The 17,089-nt window shown below is 64.6% G+C and carries 12 protein-coding genes; 7 read left to right on the plus strand and 5 right to left on the minus strand.

Annotation, left to right across the window (positions count from 1 at the left end):
• Nucleotides 1–4 precede the first annotated feature (4 nt).
• On the minus strand, nt 5–1,300 hold the full coding sequence (locus VPH40_RS06795; protein ID WP_328573054.1) for an MFS transporter: 1,296 nt from the start codon (nt 1,298–1,300) through the stop codon (nt 5–7).
• A gap of 324 nt (nt 1,301–1,624) precedes the next feature.
• On the opposite strand from VPH40_RS06795, the gene VPH40_RS06800 reads away from it, so the two are divergent.
• On the plus strand, nt 1,625–3,322 hold the full coding sequence (locus VPH40_RS06800; RefSeq protein WP_328573055.1) for a CehA/McbA family metallohydrolase: 1,698 nt from the start codon (nt 1,625–1,627) through the stop codon (nt 3,320–3,322).
• Here the strand turns inward: VPH40_RS06800 and VPH40_RS06805 are convergent.
• Nucleotides 3,306–4,238, minus strand: coding sequence for a LysR family transcriptional regulator (locus tag VPH40_RS06805; protein WP_328573056.1), 933 nt, complete (start codon nt 4,236–4,238; stop codon nt 3,306–3,308). The two genes, VPH40_RS06800 and VPH40_RS06805, sit on opposite strands and share 17 nt — an antisense overlap.
• Before the next feature lie 128 nt (nt 4,239–4,366).
• On the opposite strand from VPH40_RS06805, the gene VPH40_RS06810 reads away from it, so the two are divergent.
• From VPH40_RS06810 to VPH40_RS06825, 4 genes are all read left to right on the plus strand, one after another.
• Nucleotides 4,367–4,795 carry a RidA family protein gene (locus VPH40_RS06810; protein ID WP_328573343.1) on the plus strand — a complete coding sequence of 143 codons (429 nt, stop codon included), beginning with the start codon at nt 4,367–4,369 and terminating at the stop codon, nt 4,793–4,795.
• A gap of 130 nt (nt 4,796–4,925) precedes the next feature.
• Nucleotides 4,926–5,555 (plus strand): DUF4304 domain-containing protein, encoded by a 630-nt coding sequence (locus VPH40_RS06815; RefSeq protein WP_328573057.1) that lies wholly within the window; start codon nt 4,926–4,928, stop codon nt 5,553–5,555.
• 12 nt (nt 5,556–5,567) lie between these two features.
• Nucleotides 5,568–6,227 carry a hypothetical protein gene (locus VPH40_RS06820; protein ID WP_328573058.1) on the plus strand — a complete coding sequence of 220 codons (660 nt, stop codon included), beginning with the start codon at nt 5,568–5,570 and terminating at the stop codon, nt 6,225–6,227.
• Between the two features lie 179 nt (nt 6,228–6,406).
• On the plus strand, nt 6,407–8,512 hold the full coding sequence (locus VPH40_RS06825; RefSeq protein WP_328573059.1) for a prolyl oligopeptidase family serine peptidase: 2,106 nt from the start codon (nt 6,407–6,409) through the stop codon (nt 8,510–8,512).
• 83 nt (nt 8,513–8,595) lie between these two features.
• Here VPH40_RS06825 and VPH40_RS06830 read toward each other — a convergent pair whose 3' ends face one another.
• Nucleotides 8,596–9,219, minus strand: coding sequence for a glutathione S-transferase family protein (locus tag VPH40_RS06830; protein WP_099667313.1), 624 nt, complete (start codon nt 9,217–9,219; stop codon nt 8,596–8,598).
• A 252-nt stretch (nt 9,220–9,471) separates the two neighbouring features.
• Between VPH40_RS06830 and VPH40_RS06835 the strand changes: the two genes are divergently transcribed.
• Nucleotides 9,472–12,165, plus strand: a complete 2,694-nt coding sequence (locus VPH40_RS06835; RefSeq protein WP_328573060.1) for a M1 family metallopeptidase — start codon at nt 9,472–9,474, stop codon at nt 12,163–12,165.
• The gene (locus VPH40_RS06840; RefSeq protein WP_328573061.1) at nt 12,137–12,529 is read left to right on the plus strand and encodes a hypothetical protein; all 393 of its coding nucleotides are present in this window, start codon (nt 12,137–12,139) and stop codon (nt 12,527–12,529) included. Before VPH40_RS06835 ends, VPH40_RS06840 begins: the two co-directional genes overlap by 29 nt.
• A 116-nt stretch (nt 12,530–12,645) precedes the next feature.
• Here VPH40_RS06840 and VPH40_RS06845 read toward each other — a convergent pair whose 3' ends face one another.
• Complete coding sequence (locus VPH40_RS06845) at nt 12,646–13,740, minus strand: OmpA family protein (protein ID WP_328573062.1); 1,095 nt, start codon at nt 13,738–13,740, stop codon at nt 12,646–12,648.
• Nucleotides 13,741–13,748: 8 nt separating this feature from the next.
• Nucleotides 13,749–17,054 carry a hypothetical protein gene (locus VPH40_RS06850; protein WP_328573063.1) on the minus strand — a complete coding sequence of 1,102 codons (3,306 nt, stop codon included), beginning with the start codon at nt 17,052–17,054 and terminating at the stop codon, nt 13,749–13,751.
• Nucleotides 17,055–17,089: the final 35 nt, after the last annotated feature.

The following is a 17,089-nucleotide window of genomic DNA, read 5'->3' on the forward strand; positions in this document are numbered from 1 at the left end:
CTCCTCAGGCCGCGGCCATGTTCGGTTCGGCCGCTTCGCGGGTAAAGCGCACGGCGATGGCGCACAGGGCCGAGATCACCACCAGCGCGCTGAGGATGATCAAGGTCTGGCGGATATCGCCCGTGCCCTTCATCAGGAAACCGGCCGCCACGGCGCCCACGTTGCCGCCCGCGCCGATGATGCCGGCCACGCCGCCCAGCGCGCGGCTGTCGATAAAGGGCACCAGCGCATAGGTCGCGCCGCACGCCATGTGGGTGAACAGGCCGAAGACCAGCATGGCGATGACGGCATACGTGACGCTGTCGACCTTGGCAAACCACAGCAGGCCCACGCCTTCGCCTATCATCAGCATGAACAGCAGGGTCACGCGGCTGTTCAAATTGCCGCGCAGGGCCAATTTATCCGACATCCAGCCCCCCAAAGCCCGGGCAAACAGGGCCAGCAAGCCGAAGCTGCCGGCGGCCAGTCCCGCCGATTTCAAGGACAGGCCGAAATGGTCGACGTAGTACACGGCGGCGATATTGTGGATGAAGATTTCGATGCCGAAGCAGGCGCCGTAGGTGACGAACAGCAGCCACACGCGATAATTGCTGCTGGCGGCCTTGAAGCTGTCCCAGCCACCTTTCTTTCCACCCTCGATAGCCGCGCCGGCGGCGCGCAAGTCCGCGTAATTGCCTTCCGGGCAATCCTGCGTATAGCGCCAGTAGAGGGCAGCCATCACCAGCATCAGCACGCCCGGCACCAGCAGCGCGATGCGCCAGCCCATCGATTCGGACACGCCCAGCATCAGCACAGCGCCCAGCAGCAAGGGCATCAATGCCTGCGCCGCGCCGCCGCCCGCATTGCCCCAGCCGGCGGCGGCCGCATTCGCCGTGCCCACCACGCGGGGCGCAAACATCACGGAGGTGTGATATTGCGTAATGACAAAGCTGGCGCCGACGGCGCCGATGCCCAGGCGGAAGAACAGGAAGCTTTCATAGCTTTGCGACGCGGCCACGCCCAGCACGGGTATGGCGCCCAGCAGCAGCAAGCCCGTGTAGGTCTTGCGCGGGCCGTAGCGGTCGCACAAGGGCCCCACGATCAGGCGCACGAGGATGGTGATGGCGACGGCCGCGATATTGATATTTGCCACTTGCGCCAAGGAAAGGCCGAACTCGCCCTTGATGACAGGCATCAGGGGTGCGCAGGCGAACCAGGCGAAGAAACACACGAAAAATGCCATCCACGTCAGGTGGAATGCGCGCATGGGCGGCGTGGCGAGGGAGAAGAGCGCGATGCGCGTTGCTTTTTGGCTGGCCATGATGGTTCCCGAAGTATCCCGTTGATAAAACAAAACGGCGCCCGCCCCCGCCGATCAAAAAAATCAGCCTGGGCGGACGCCGTTGTCCATGTGGTCCGTCGTTGGACCGTTGTGCGTTTATTCAGGGGATCGCCGTTGATCCGTATCTCTTGTGTAGCAAGCGCCGTGCCAGCTTTTGCAGGGGTACGCGGCACCATTTGCACTGGCTTTGCGCCAGATCATGGCCAATCACGGTGCAAGCACGCCACTTGCTGGTGCATGCGGGAACCGGCACGTGGCAACTCTTGTCTAACTTACCATCTGAAGCAGTTGCGGGAGGCCACGATGTTCAAGACACTGCGCCGCTGGCGGCCGCCCTGGCCGCCCTGGCTCGCTTGCATGTGCGCCGGCGTGTTGCTCATAACGTGGAGCAACAGTGCCGCCGCGCAAGAGCCGAAGGAACACAGCGAACTCGACGCCACTGTCGTCGCACCCTTCCGCGCCGCGCTCGGTGCACGGACAACGCAGGCGCGCACCTTTCTGGTCCGCCTCGCCTATCCCGACGCGGGGCGCGCGCATGCGGTGCGCTGGACCTTGACACTGTCCGGCCCGGGGCCGCAAGGCGCCGTGCTGCGGCACTGGTCGGGCACGGAACAGGTGGGGGCCGGCGTCCAGAGCGTCGCCTTGCCCTGGGATGGCCGCGCCGACGCCGATGCGCGCGCACGGCGCGTGCCGGTCCCGGACGGTTTATATGAACTGCGCCTGCTGGCCGTGGCCGATGCCGGCACGCCGCAGGAAGCGCAGGTGGAACAGCAATGGCACATCCAGGTGCAGCGGGGGGGCGGCGCGCCGCCCAGGGTGCCCGCCTTCCAGGCGGGCTTGCAGCAACTGCCCAGCCTGGATGGCCAGCTTGCGTACCGCATCGTCTACGCCAACCTGCACAGCCAGACGCGCCACAGCGACGGCGGCGCGGCGCTCGATGCCTGTCATGGCGCGCAGGAACCGCAAACGGCGCCCTTCGGTCCCATCGATGCCTACAAGTATGCGCAGCAACATGGACTCGACGCCTTGCTGACATCCGAGCACAACCATATGTATGACGGTTCCGATGGCACCAACGCCGCTGCCATCCCGGCCGAAGCGACAGCCCTGTACCAGACGGGGCTGGCCGAAGCGGCCGCGTATACCGCCGCCCATCCCGGCTTCCTGGCCCTGTATGGCATGGAATGGGGCGTCATCAACAAGGGTGGCCACCTGAACATCTTCAATAGCGACCAGTTGCTGGGCTGGGAAAGGAATGCCCTGGGCGAGCTGCTGGCCGACGTGGAAACGCCGAAAAGCGATTACGCTGGCCTGTACGCGCTGATGCGCGAACGGGGCTGGATCGGGCAATTCAACCACCCCGCCTATGCGGACCAGTTTCTCGTCGATGGCCAGCCGCTGGGCTACACGCCGGATGGCGACGCGGCCATGGTGTTGTGCGAAGTCATGAACACGTCCGCTTTTTCCACCAACGACGAGGAAACGGAAACGCGGCGCAGCAATTACGAGGCGGCCTGCAACCGAGCCCTGGCGGCCGGCTACCACGTGGCCTTCAGCAGCAATCAGGACAACCACTGCGCCAACTGGGGCGCGGCTTACGGCAACCGCACGGCCGTACTGGTGGCCAGCCCGGCCGCCGGCACGCCCGTGTCACGCGACGGCTTCCTCGAAGCGCTGCGCGCGCGCCGCGTGTTTGCCACCATGGACAAGCACGCGCAACTGCTGTTCACGGCCAACGGCAAGCTGATGGGCGAGCGCTTCGACAACCACGGTCCCTTGCACCTGGCCATCAGCTTCAGCAACAGCGCGGGGCGGCAAGCGGCCGTCGTCGCCATCTTCCACGGCGTGCCGGGAAGCAATGGCTCCGTCACACAGGTATCGGAGCAGGCCGAACTCACCCTCACGCCCGCGCCCGGCCCCCATTTCTATTATGCGCGGCTGACGCAGGACGACGGCAATATCGTCTGGTCGGCGCCCGTGTGGGTCAATCAGTTGCCGTGACGGTGACAGCGGGGGCGGCATGCCGGGCCATCAGTTCGGCGACCCAATCGATGAAGACGCGCAGTTTCTTGCTGACATGGCGGTTCGGCGGATAGGCGAGATGGAGCGGCATGGCGTCGACCGTCCATGCGGGGAACAGCGGCAGCAGCTCGCCCCTGGCCACGTGCGGCTGCGCCATATAATCGGGCAGCCACAGCACGCCCAGCCCCGCCACCCCGGCCGCCAGGTAGGCGTTGCCATCGTCGATCGACAGCACGTACTGGCCATGGATCTTCACGCTCTTGCCCTCGCGATGCATCACGTACGGAAAGCCGTTGCCGCTGCGTCCCCAGCGAAAGCGCACGATGCGGTGCGCGCTGTCCTGCAATTCAAGCGGATGCAAGGGCGTGCCCACCCGTTGCAGGTAGGCAGGCGCCGCATACACGCCCAGCGGCAAGTCGGCCAGCTTGCGCGCCATCAGCGACTGGTCGGTGATGTCACCGCCACGTATCACGCAATCGACATTGTCGCCGATCACGTCGACCATGCGGTCGCTGGCGCCCATGTCGAGCACAATATCGGGATACCGCGCATGAAACCCGGGCAGCGCCGGCACCAGCAGCAAAGCGGCGAGCGGACTGGGCACGTCCACGCGCAACTGGCCACGCGGCAAGGCAGCGGCATGCGGCAAGCTCGTTTCGATTTCTTCCAGGGTGTCGAGCACCTGCACGATGCGCTCGTAGTAGACGGCGCCATCGGCCGTCACATTGACCTTGCGCGTGGTGCGGTTCAGCAACTTCAGGCGCAGCCGCGCCTCGAGCTGCTGCACCAGCTGCGTCACCGTGGTGCGGCTCATATGCAAGGTCGCGGCCGCCCGCGTAAAACTGCCCGTCTCGACCACCCGCACGAATGCCCGCATCGTATCCAACTTGTCCATCCACACCTCCGCCACCCGATTGTTTGGATTATACAAACAGTGCAGGCGATTCTGGCCGCTTTATCAGCAGGCTGGCAGCAGATAAAGTGTTCTCCAGGCAGCAACTTCGCTGCATCGACAAAGGAAAGCTGATGAAACGCGACGTCGTATTCCCTCCGGGCCGCCAAGCCCTGTATGAGCAGAACCGCTATTCGCCCGCCGTGCGCGCCAACGGCCTGCTGTTCGTGTCGGGACAGGTCGGCAGCCGCGAAGACGGTTCGCCCGAACCCGGGCTCGAAGCCCAGGTCCGGCGCGCCTTCGACAACCTGAATGCCATCTTGCAAGCGGCCGGCTGCTCGTTCGACGACGTGCAGGACGTGACCATCTTTATCGTCGACCCGCAGGCCAACTTCCAGCGCATCTGGGATATCGTGCAAGCCGGTTACTGGGGCGAAGCCCCCCACCCCACCGTCACGGCCGTTGGCGTGACGTGGCTGTATGGTTTCCAGTTCGAGATCAAGGTGGTGGCCAGGCTGCCTGGCCAGCACACTGCCCCCGGAAGCGGGCAGGAAAAATAGCGGCAGGTTTTCCCCTCGCACGATTGCCCGCCGCAAGGTGCGCTAGCGCTGATCTATGGCAACATGGCAGCACCGTTTGGACAGCATGTTGACAGCAAGGCGGCGCAACCGACGAACGCCAGGAAACGGAATGAAGCCAAAAGCGCTGATCATCGCCAATATTGAAGCGTTCTTGCTGGAACCGCTGACCGCAGCGGGCTTCAAGTTCTCGCCAGGCCAGCTGACCTTCAAGCGCGCGCGGAACGAATTCATCCAGACCATCCATTTCCAGGCCAACCGCCATAATGAAGAGCATGTCTGCGTGGCATTCTGGAGCCACTATCAGGTTTCATCCAGATCCTACACCTCATGGCACAAGGCGCGTTACGGTCATGAACCTGCCAATCCCATCGTTGGCGCCGTGGCTGACTGGAATATGCCGAACTGGCAATGCGCGAGCGTGGACGGCGAAGCGCATCACCAGCTCGTCGATCCGGCCCAGAGTGCGACAGTCATGCACTGCCTGCGGCATAATCTGCACACATTGGCCCTGCCCTGGCTTGAGCGCCTGTCCAATTGGGAAAATGCCGCCCTGAGCCTGGTCGAAGCGCAAGACGCGCATGCCAGGGCCTGCGATTTTTTTCTGATGGCGGGCCAGCAGGAAAAAGCCCTGTGGGCACTGAACGAGGGCCTTGCCTATTGGAAGAAAAATCCCGGCGCCTCTTTTCCCGAAGAAAAAGAAGCAATCGCTTTACGGATGGAGAAATACTTCAATGCCTAAACCCGCTACGCCATGACCGAGATTACTTGTCCCTACGACGGTGACTGCGGGCGCCGCTTCGACAGCAGCGCCATGGATGCCCCGGATGCTGCGTTCTTAAACACGGCCATCGGCAAGAAAATGACGTTCATGTTCCTGCACTGCCCCGCATGTGCAAGGATGTTCCAGTTCAATCCGGTCGCCTGGATAGCCCAGGCTTGCGAGACGGCTGCGCCCAAGGCCGCCAAAGTAGCAAAGAAAAACGGCAAGCAGCTGGAAAAATTGCTGGCCAGGGAACAAGTAATCGTGCCCCAGGCCTATCTCGCGCATCTCCGCAGCGCAACGTCACTACCCGGCGTGGCGATTTTCAAGGACGAAGAGCCCTTCACCTTGTACAGCCTGGACGCGCTGTGCCAGGACGTCGATGTGGATGGAACCAGCTACCTGGCAGTCAGGCAACTGGCCGGCTTTGCGCAGGCCCTGGCGCAAGCGGCGGGAACGGGGTCGAAGCAGGCAGCACCGTTCAGCCTTGCCGAGCTGGCGGCGTGCCTGGCCATCGGCGAGGAAAACACGCGCATCCTGTTCATCGACAGCCGCGACAACGATGCACTGTGGATTTATCACTGCGACGGCGGCGATGTCGAACCGACGCAGCTCACCTTGACCTCGCTGATCGGGCCTGGCGTATGCTGAAAGGTGCGACACGCCGCAGATTCTGCGGCCGGCTTCCATTCCAGCAAACAATATTAGAAAAGCATGCTATTTTTTAAGTAGTCGCCCATAGACACTGGTTCCTCACAGCAATCCATGGCACCATGGCTGCGCCGTTTTGCCTGCAACGCGGCTTCCATCGGACCAACCAGGAACCCTACATGTCGTCATATCGCATTCTCGCCAGCAGCATGCTGCTCGGCCTGGCCGCAGCGGGCATCGCCCATGCACAAGCCCCCGCGCCCGCCGCCGCCAACACCGATCCCCACCTGTGGCTGGAAGACGTCCTCGGCGACAAGCCGCTGGCCTGGGTCAAGCAGCACAATGCCGTCACCACCAAGGAACTGGAAGCCCAGCCCGGCTTTTCGGCCCTGCAGGCGCGCCTGAAAACCATCCTCAATTCCAAGGAACGCATTCCCTATGTCAGCAAGGAAGGCGAGTATTACTACAACTTCTGGCGCGACGCCCAGCACGTGCGCGGCATCTGGCGCCGCACTACGCTGGCGCAGTACCAGCAGGCCGAACCCGCATGGGAAACCGTGATCGACCTCGACCAGCTGGCCGCCGGCGAGAGCGAAAACTGGGTCTGGGGCGGCGCTTCCTGCCTGTATCCGAAGGGCGAACGCTGCCTCATTTCCCTGTCGCGCGGCGGCGGCGACGCCAAGGTGGTGCGCGAATACGACGTGGCCAAGCGCGCCTTCGTCGACGGCGGCTTCACCCTGCCCGAAGCGAAGGGCAGCGCCAGCTGGATCGACCAGGACACCCTGTTCGTCTCCACGGATTTCGGCCCCGGCTCGATGACCAGCTCCGGCTACCCGCGCATCATCAAGCAGTGGCAGCGCGGCACGCCGCTGGCGCAGGCGCAAACGCTGTACGAAGCCAAAGCCGACGACCTGAGCGCGGGCGCCTACAAGGATTTCACGCCCGGCCACGAACACCAGTTCATCGAGCGGCAGATCGATTTCTACAGCGGCGAAATGTTCCTGCGCGACGGCGCCGAGCTGAAGAAAGTGCCGAAACCGGACGACGCGACGGCCTTCACCGTGCGCGACCAGCTGGTCATCACCCTGCGCTCGGACTGGAAAGTCAACGGCAAGACCTATGCGCAAGGCTCATTGCTGGCGACCGACTTCAAATCCTTCATGCAGGGCAAGCAGGTGCTGGAAGTGCTGTACGCGCCCACGGCCACGTCGTCGCTGGACAATGTCACGGCGACGAAATCGGCCATCCTCGTCACCACCCTGGACAAGGTCAAGAACCGCCTGACGGAACTGCGCCACGTGAACAGCAAGTGGCAGCGCCGCGCCGTCGATGCGCCAAAGCTGGGCACCCTGGCCGTCAGCGCGCTCGATCCCGTCGACTCGGACCAGTACTTCCTGACGGTGACCGACTTCCTCAACCCGACCACGCTGTACCTGGCCACGGCGCAAAGCGACAAGCGGACAAAGATCAAGTCGCTGCCTGCCTACTACGACGCGGCGCCGTACAAGGTGGAGCAGTTCGAATCGACGTCGAAGGATGGCACGAAGGTGCCGTATTTCGCCATCATGGGCAAGAAGACGAAGTTCGACGGCAGCAACCCCACCGTGCTGTATGGCTACGGCGGCTTCGAAGTGTCGCTGAAACCAAGCTACAGCGGCACCACGGGCGTCGCGTGGCTGGAAAAAGGCGGCGTGTACGTGCTGGCGAATATCCGCGGCGGCGGCGAATTCGGCCCCCGCTGGCACCAGGCGGCGCTGAAGGAAAACCGCCAGCGCGCGTATGACGATTTCATCTCGGTGGCGCAGGATTTGATCCAGCGCAAGGTCACCAGTCCGCGCCACCTGGGCATCATGGGCGGCAGCAATGGCGGCCTGCTGACGGGCGCCGTGCTGGTGCAGCGTCCCGACCTGTTCAACGCCGTCGTCAGCCAGGTGCCGCTGCTCGACATGCGCCGCTATAACAAGATGCTGGCGGGCGCCTCGTGGATGGGAGAGTACGGCGACCCGGACGTGCCGGAACAATGGGCGTACATCAGCAAGTACTCGCCGTACCAGAACGTCTTCAAGGACAAGAAATATCCGCGCGTGCTGTTTACTACCTCGACGCGCGACGACCGGGTCCATCCCGGCCATGCGCGCAAGATGGTGGCGAAGATGGAAGAGCAAGGCCACGACGTGCTGTACTGGGAAAACACGGAAGGCGGCCATGCGGGCGCCGCCAATAACGACCAGCAGGCGCTGATGTGGGCGCTGACCTACACCTTCCTGCTGGAGCAGCTGAAGTAAGGAAGTCGATAAACCCGGCCTGACGGCCCCCGCAAGACAAAACGCCTGCACCGGATTCCGGCGCAGGCGTTTTTTTCATGGGCCTACTTCGCCTGCGCGCTGGGGCGCTCGGCGATGCGGTCGCGGTAAGCCTGCAGGTGCTGCAAGCCTTCCGCGCCGGGGCGGTACTTCATCAGGCCGCGCGCAAACTCCAGCGCGCAGAAGGCCGTGATGTCGGCAATGGTGAAGCGCTCGCCGGCGATGTACGGCTGCTGCGCCAGCACCTGGTCCAGCCACTGCGCCGTCTCGCGCAGCTTGCCCGCCTGCGCCGTGGCGAAATCGGGAAACTGCGGGTTTTCCAGCGCCACCAGGGCCGGATGGCCGTGGCGCACCCAGTTGGCGGCGGCGCTGAACAAATGCAGTTCCACGCGGCGGTCGGCCATTTCGATGAACGCGCGCTCTTCGAAACCTTCGCCCATCAGGTTCGGCTGCGGCTGCAAGCCTTCCAGGTAAGTGCAGATGGCGCGCGTCTCGGTCAGCACGCGCCCGTCCGCCAATTCCAGCACGGGCACGCGGCCCAGCGGGTTTTTCGCCAGGAAGGCGGGATCGCGGTGCTGGCCCGCCATCAGGTCGAGCGCCACTTCCTCGATGCCGGTGATGCCTTTTTCGGCGATGAACATGGTGACGCGGCGTGGATTCGGCGTGCGGGGGCTGATATACAGTTTCATGTGCAAGTCTCGTCTCGTTAGGGTGGTTGACAATCAGGTGCGGCACCGGCCTGTGGCAAGGCGGTCAGGCGCCCATCATACCAGCGCACCGCCATGGTGCGGCGCCCCTGGCGCGTTGACTTTGCCCCCGTTTCCACTTAGATTGCTGTACGGGAACGCTGGCTTCCAGTTCCAGCGATGTCCCCCAACCGCCATCAACGCTCGCAGCCTACCCGGCCGGCCGGCGTTTTACCCATGAACGAAGGGCATACCATGCATCGCACACCGACTCCGCGTTTCCGCCGCAGCCAACTGGCCGCCGCCGTCCTGGCCCTGGCCGCCGTCACGGCCTTTAGCGCTGGCCACGCCGCACCCGCCGCCAAATACGCCTCGGCCAGCCACTCCCCTGGCACCACCACGCAGCTGCCGCGCGGCGTCACGCCCTTGCACTACATCCTGTCGATCACGCCGGACGCCGCCGCCTCCACCTTCAAGGGCGCAGCCGCCATCAAGGTGGCCGTCGACACGCCGACGGCCAGCATCACTTTCAATGCCCTGAACCTGGCGTTTTCCGTCGCCGCCATCGAAGGCGCGGGCGGCAGCAAGCAGGTGACGCGCAAGATCGACATCGACGCGGACAAGCAGACGGCCACCGTGCATTTCGCCGAGCCGCTGACCAAGGGCGAGTACCTGTTGCGCATCGACTACACCGGCAAGATCGGCACGCAGGCCACGGGACTGTTCTCGCTCGACTACGACACGCCGCAAGGACGCCAGCGCGCGCTGTACACGCAGTTCGAAAATTCGGATGCGCGCAGCATGCTGCCGTCGTGGGATGAACCGGACTACAAGGCCACCTTCGCACTGGACGTGGTCGTCCCGAGCAGCCAGATGGCCGTCGGCAACATGCCGATCGCCAGCAGCGAAGAGCTGGGCAATGGCATGAAGCACGTATATTTCGCCACCACGCCGCGCATGTCGACGTATTTGCTGTTCTTCGGCCTGGGCGACTTCGAGCGGGCGACAAAGATGGCCGACGGCACGGAACTGGGCGTCATCACGAAGAAGGGCGCGCTGGCGCAAAGCCGCTTCGCGCTCGACGAGTCGGCCGCCCTGCTGCGCGAATACAACGATTATTTCGGCGTGCGCTACCCGCTGCCCAAGCTCGACAACATCGCCGCGCCGGGCCGCAGCCAGTTCTTCGGCGCCATGGAAAACTGGGGCGCCGTGTTCACCTTCGAATACGGCTTGCTGCTCGACCCGGCCATCTCGACCCAGTCGGACAAGGAAAACATCTACACCACCTTGTCGCATGAAATGGCGCACCAGTGGTTCGGCGACCTGGTCACCATGCGCTGGTGGGACGACCTGTGGCTCAACGAAGGCTTTGCCTCGTGGATGGAAAGCCGCACCACGGAGCGTTTGCACCCGGAATGGAACACGACCCTGTCCAAGGTGGGCGGGCGCGAATCGGCCATGAGCCAGGATGCGCTGCGCACCACGCATCCGGTGGTGCAGCGCATCGCCACCGTGGAACAGGCCAGCCAGGCCTTCGACGGCATCACCTATCAAAAGGGCAAGGCCGTGATCAGCATGCTCGAAGCGTACGTGGGCGCCGACACGTGGCGCACGGCCGTGCGCAGCTACATGCGCAAGCATGCGTATGGCAATACGGTATCCGACGACCTGTGGCGCGAAGTCGACGCGGCCGCGGGCAAACCTGTCAGCGCCATCGCCCATGATTTCACCCTGCAGCCGGGCGTGCCCATGATCACCGTGGGCGACGCCGTGTGCAGGAAGGGCAATACGCGCGTGACCCTGACGCAGACGGAATTTTCCAAGGACCAGCCGGACAAGAAAACGCTGTCGTGGAAAGTGCCCGTCATCGCGTCGACGGTCGGCAACGGCAAGCTGGCCCGCGTGCTGGTCAAGAATGGCAAGGCCACCCTGAACGTGCCCGGTTGCGGCGCCCTGCTGGTGAACGCGGGCCAGAGCGGCTACTACCGCACCCTGTATGCGCCGGCCGGCACGCACGCGCTGGCAGGCAGCTTCGCGCGCCTGGCGCCGATCGACCAGCTGGGCTTGCTGGCGGACAGCCAGTCGCTGGGCATGGCGGGCTTGCAAGACCCGGCCGCTTTCCTGGAACTGGTGAAGGCCACGCCCCTGTCGGCCGACCCGCAAGTGCTGGGCCGCGTGGCCGGCGCGCTGAACGGCCTGTATGAACAGTATGCGGGCGACACAGCGCGCCAGCAGGCTTTCGCCCGCTTTGCCATGGCGCGCCTGGCGCCGATGATGGAGCAGACGGGCTGGGAAGCGCGCGCGGGCGAAGCATCGAGCGTGGCGACCCTGCGCGGCCGCCTGATTGCCATCCTCGGCGACATGGGCGAGCCCGGCGTGATCGCGGAAGCGCGCCGCCGCTACGCGGCCAGCGAACAGGATCCGTCCGCCATGCCCGCGCCGCTGCGCCGCACCATCCTGGGCGTCGTGGCCCAGCATGCGGACGCCGCCACCTGGGAGCAGCTGCACGCCAGGGCGCAGCAGGAAAAGACGCCGCTGGTCAAGAACCAGCTGTACGACTTGCTGGCCTCGACCGACGACGCGGCCCTGGCGCAGCGCGCGCTGGCGCTGGCGCTGACGGATGAACCTGGCGTGACCAACAGCCCGGCCATGATTTCGCGCGTGTCGCGCAGGCATCCGGAACTGGCGTTCGACTTCGCGCTGGCGCACCTGGAGCAAGTCAATGCGCGCATCGACGCCAGTTCGCGCAGCCGCTACTTCCCCCGCCTGGCCGCCGGCTCGGCGCAGCCGGAAATGATCGCCAAGCTGGAAGCGTATGCGCAGGCCAACCTGCCGGCCAGCGCGCGCGGCGACGCCGACAGTTCCGTGGCCGGCATCAAGTACCGCATCAAGGTGCGCACCGAGCGCCTGCCGGCCGTCGATGCATGGCTGGCCAAGCAAACGGGTTAAGCGCCCGCGCCCGGTGCCGCAGTATGGCGGCGCCGGGCATTTTCCGGCCCTGCACGAAAATCCGGGCAAAAAAAACCGGCTTCGCAAGTCGCGGCAGCCGGTTGAAACGCTGTTTCAGAGCGCAGGGATAAAACGGAAAACACATGAAAAAGTGGAAATCGTGCCGGTCATTGAGGTGTCCGGCAACCTTGCGCCCGGGGTTTCCGTGCGCCATGTATCCACTATGCCAGCCCTTCACTTAGTCAGGCTTAGGACTTCATTAAAGTCCCTTCATTTTCCCGCTTTCCCCCTGCATGCCTTGCCATCGCAGCAATTTCACGCTGCGCCGGCCTGTCTGGTGCCGATGGTTGAGCTCACCGGCTAAGCTGTTGAGTCATGCCTGCATCCTATCGCTCCCGGAACGTAGTGATTTGCGCACCGCATGCTGTGTGCCAACAAAAGCATCATAACAGCGGCATATGACGGGCTTATGACGTAGCGCTAAGGTGCGCCGCCCTCCTTTGCGGAACTCTTGATACCCGTCAACTCGATCTCCACGCGGCGGTTCGGCTGCAGACAGGCGATCAGGGCCGCGCCCGGCGCCACCTTCTCGCAAGCCGCAACGGGTTCCGCCTTGCCCTTGCCATACGCGCTGATGACATTGGCGATGCCCTGTTCACGCAGCAACTGTTTCACCGTCAAGGCGCGCCGCTCGGACAAGGCCTGGTTATAGCTGTCCGAACCCAGGCGATCCGTGTGCCCCGTCACGGACAGCGTATCGATCTGCACATAGCCCTGCTTCAGGCGCGCCGCCAGGTCGCGGATTTTCTCGATGCCCTGCGGCAGCACGTCGGCCGCGCCCGCCTTGTCGAAGCGGAACAGGGCGTCCATGTCCAGGGTGATGCGTTCATGCTCGATGCGCGGCGGCAAGATGTCCGGCGGCGTTACCCGCTTCGGCTGCTCGGCAGGACAGGATGCCGCGGCGGACTGGGCGGCCGCCTGCGCATCCTCGGCCAGTTGCACGTACGGGTTCGCGTGGCGCCAGCCCTGCTGCTTGTATTCATTGCCCGCATGCGCCAGTTCCACTTCGCCGCACGCCACCTTTTGCGCCGCGCAGGCGAAGCCGGGCGAGGCGCGCAACTTGCCGAAGCTGGCCCACAGGTCGTCGCGCAAGCGCGTGGCGTCGTTCACCAGCGGCGTCGCATCGCCGGGATTGGGCGTGCTGCCGTCTTCCAGCGCGGCAACAATCTTCGCCGATTCCTGCAGCGCCTGCAGGGGAAAGGCCGAGCGGTCGTTGCGCGTGTATTCGTGGAACGAGACGTCCAGCCAGCATTGCGCCTTGGACAGGTAATAGTCGCCCACGCGCACGCCGCCGTCGTTGAGCTTCTTGATGCGCTCCTGCAGCAGCCGGTACGCCTGCTGGTCGGCAGAAACGGCCTGGTCGCTGATGCGCAGCTGGGGCATGGCCAGCGGCGCCGCCGGCAGGGTCGGCGTAGCCGCCTGGGCCAGGCCCATGGCCAGCAGGCCGGCCAGCGGCAGCAGTTTCATCGTCGTGGTCATCATCGGTGTCATCGTCGGTATCAGTGAGGGAGTCATGGTAGCTTTCATGGCCGGGCCAGGGTACGGTTGATGGTGGCGTCTTTGCCTTTGAACAAGTTTTCATCGAATTTGAAGCGCAGGCGCAAATAGGGGCCGCGGGCCGTATAGTCGGCGCCCGTCAGGTCGCGGTCGGAAAAGCCCGACCAGTTGTGGCCGGCCGACAGCCACAGGTTTTGCGCCAGCAGATAGCCCACTTCGACGCCGTTGGCCCACTGGCGGCTGCCCCCTTGCGGGCTGCCCATCACGGCCGCCAGCACGCCGATGTCCCAGTGCTTGCTGATGTCGTACACGGTGCGCCCGGAAAACAGCCACGCCGTGTATTTCTCTTGCCCGGCGGGCAGGTTCCTGTCGTTATTGTGCTTGGCGGCAACCCTGCCCGTGAACCACCAGGGACGGCTGGGGTGGTAATCGAGGTGCGTGGAAACAATATGCGCGCGGTAATTATCGCCATCGATCTGCGACTGGTCGCGCACCGTCTTGTACTCATAGCGGGCCAGGCCGTTGAAACGGTTGTCGTCGACGGGACGCCACGCAAAGCCCAGTTGCGCCCGGTCCTGCAGCACGTTGCCCACGGGCGCGCCGCTGGCGTCGTCGTTGTTGCGCGTGTATAGCAGGTAGTTGCGTGCAAGCAAAGTCCAGTCGCGGCTCAGCTTGCGCGCCCAGGCGATGGTATTGAGCCATTGATCCTGGCGCTGGTTGCCCGGCGCGATGTCGCTGTCGAACAGGCGCCGGTACTCGAGCTTGACGGAGCCCCGCCACAGGGGATTGACGGCATAGTCGAAGCCTGCCGCCACGGCCACGGCTTGCTGTTGCTGGCCGTTCATGACTTTCAGGTATTCCACATTCGTGTTCGCCGCCAGCCCTTCGCCCAGGTTCCACGTGTTGCGCAAGCCGGACGCCAGCTGCAAGTCGCGCTGGTTGCTGAGGCTGTAATCCATGGCGTCGCGCATGCGGTACTCGCCGAACACGGTGCCGCCCGGCATGTAGCCCGTATCCGCGCCGGCGACAAAGCTGGTGCTGCGGTCGGCCGGATTGAGCGAATACGCGGACGCCAGCCCCGTCTGGTTTTCATAGCGCGCATACAGCCGGCTGCGTTCGGCCAGCTGGTATTGCGCGCCCAGGCCGTAGCGGTGCTGGTCCGCGTCGGCGATGCTTTTTTCCACGTCGCCATTCAGGGTCCAGCGGTCCGTGGCCTTGTATTGCGCGCCCAGGCGCACGGTGGTGGCGTCCAGCGGCACCGTCGCGCCCGCGCCCACGCCGGGGTTGATCGGCGCAAACGTGGTGATGCTGCCGCCCGTGACGGGGTCGATGGCCGTGTTCGCCGTGCCGTTGCCGAAGAAGCCGCCCGTGGGATTCAAGCCCGTGCCCAGCGGCGACGTGTTCGGCGCGATGCCGGCCGTCGACGGCATGCCGCCGCTCTCCTTCATGTGCTGCACGGACACGTCGAGCAGCCAGCGCTCGCTGGCATTCCACGCCACGCCCAGGCGCTGCGCATCGCGGCGCGCGTCCGTGCTGCGCTCGTCGCTGCGGATGGCCTCGCCATACACGGTGACGGCGGGACTGAGCTTGTAGCCCGCTTTCAGCCCCGCCTCGCCCCGCCCGCCCGTGATGCCGGCCGCCGTGTTATTGAAATCCTGGTCGGAACGGCTCCAGAAGGCTTTCGCTTCCAGCTTCTCATCCTTGTGCTGCAACTCGACCCGCGCCGCATTGCCGCTGACTTCATCGCGCAACTCGCCCGCCTGGCCCGACGGCGTCGTGTAGATGCTGCCGCCCGCGCTGTAGCTGGTGGACGTGGTGCGCGCCACCTCGACCACCAGCAGGCTGTGCTCGCCGAGGCGCACACCCGCGTTGACACTATGCAATTTGTACGGCGACAAGGGATTCCTGTCTTCCACCGCCGAGCCGCCGAGCGAGACCATCTTGCCCAGCTGCACTTGTCCATCCACGCCTACGGTCCAGAATTTCTCGCCGCCTTGATCCACCTCATAACTGATGCGTATCGATTGCGGATCGCCATTCGGTGTCAGCGCGGGGATCGCCTGCTTGAACAGGATGCGCCCGCTGAACGGCTCGAAGCTGTAATCCTCGAAGCGGCGCAGCTGCGTCGCCTGCACGATATTGCCGTTCTGATTCTTGTCGCGCACGACGATCTCGATCTTTTCCGAGTTTTCGATGGCGTTGTTGTTGCGCACGGCAAACGGCCCCGATGTGCCGTTCGCCCGGTATTCCTCGACCACCTGCTTCAGGCTATCGTTGATGGCGAAGGCATTGGCGACGATGCCATCCTGTTCATAATGGCCGCGCCCGCCCGTGGCCGTGCGGTTGTACTGGCCCAGTTTTCTCTGCTGCAAGTTCGCCACGGTGCCGCCGCCCGTCATCTGGCTGAAGCCGTCTCCCGTGGCAAAGTCGCCGTACAGCACATAGCTTTTTTGCCGGTCGATGCGCACATATAAACGGTCGCTGGAGCGGGCGTCGAAGTTGCGCACGGAACTGTCACCGTACACGGGATAGAACTCTTCCGGATTGACATCGCGCAAGAGGCGCGCGCGCGTATCCTTGTCCGAATCGTAGGCGGCCGTCAGCAAGGCATCGCCACGGATGGTTCCCTTCAAAAACATCGCCGCGCGGCCCGCCACGTTGGCCTTGCCATTATTAAAAGCGCGGCTCCAGCGCTGGATGTCGCGCTCGAAACCGTCGTTGAAGCGCGACGGCGCAATGTCGCTGCTCGACAGGCTGCGCTTGCTGATGATGCCGTCGATCAAGCCCACGGCCAGCATGTCGCGCAATTCCGGCAAGAAACTGATCGTGCCCTGCGCCGCCACGGCACCGGCCGACACGCGCAGCAACACGTCCTGCGGTGTGGCCGGAGCCAGCAGGCTGAACGTCGCCACGCCGTTTTCCACCGCCAGCTGCGTGCCGGGCGTGACCTTGTCGGCGTCGCGCCGCTCCGGGCCCAGTTCATCGGTGCGGGCGCCGGGCAGCAGGATGCGCCCGCCGCTGGCTTCGATGGTCAGCAAGGCCTTGCCCGCCAGGGGCTGGCCCTGCTCGTCAAACAGGCTCACCGTCACCTTGACGGGACTCTGGCCATCGGCCGGCACGCCGTTCCCGTCCGTCTCGACGGCGATGCGCGCCACGCCCCGGTTGATGGCGTAATCGGTGGCGCCCACCTTGCCGGCAAGGAAGGATGGCGCCGCCACGGCGGAGCTTGCCGCATGGTCCGGCAAGGGCAATTGCGCCAGGCTGGCCGCCGGCAAGGCCAGCAGGGCCAGCGCGGCCGCCATGCGCCGGGGCGCGGGGAGAGTTCTCTTCATGGCTTGTTTCTCTTTAGCAGCATTGGCAAGCGGCA

The organism is Janthinobacterium sp. P210005 (assembly GCF_036231865.1).
GTDB lineage: Bacteria > Pseudomonadota > Gammaproteobacteria > Burkholderiales > Burkholderiaceae_D > Janthinobacterium > Janthinobacterium kumbetense.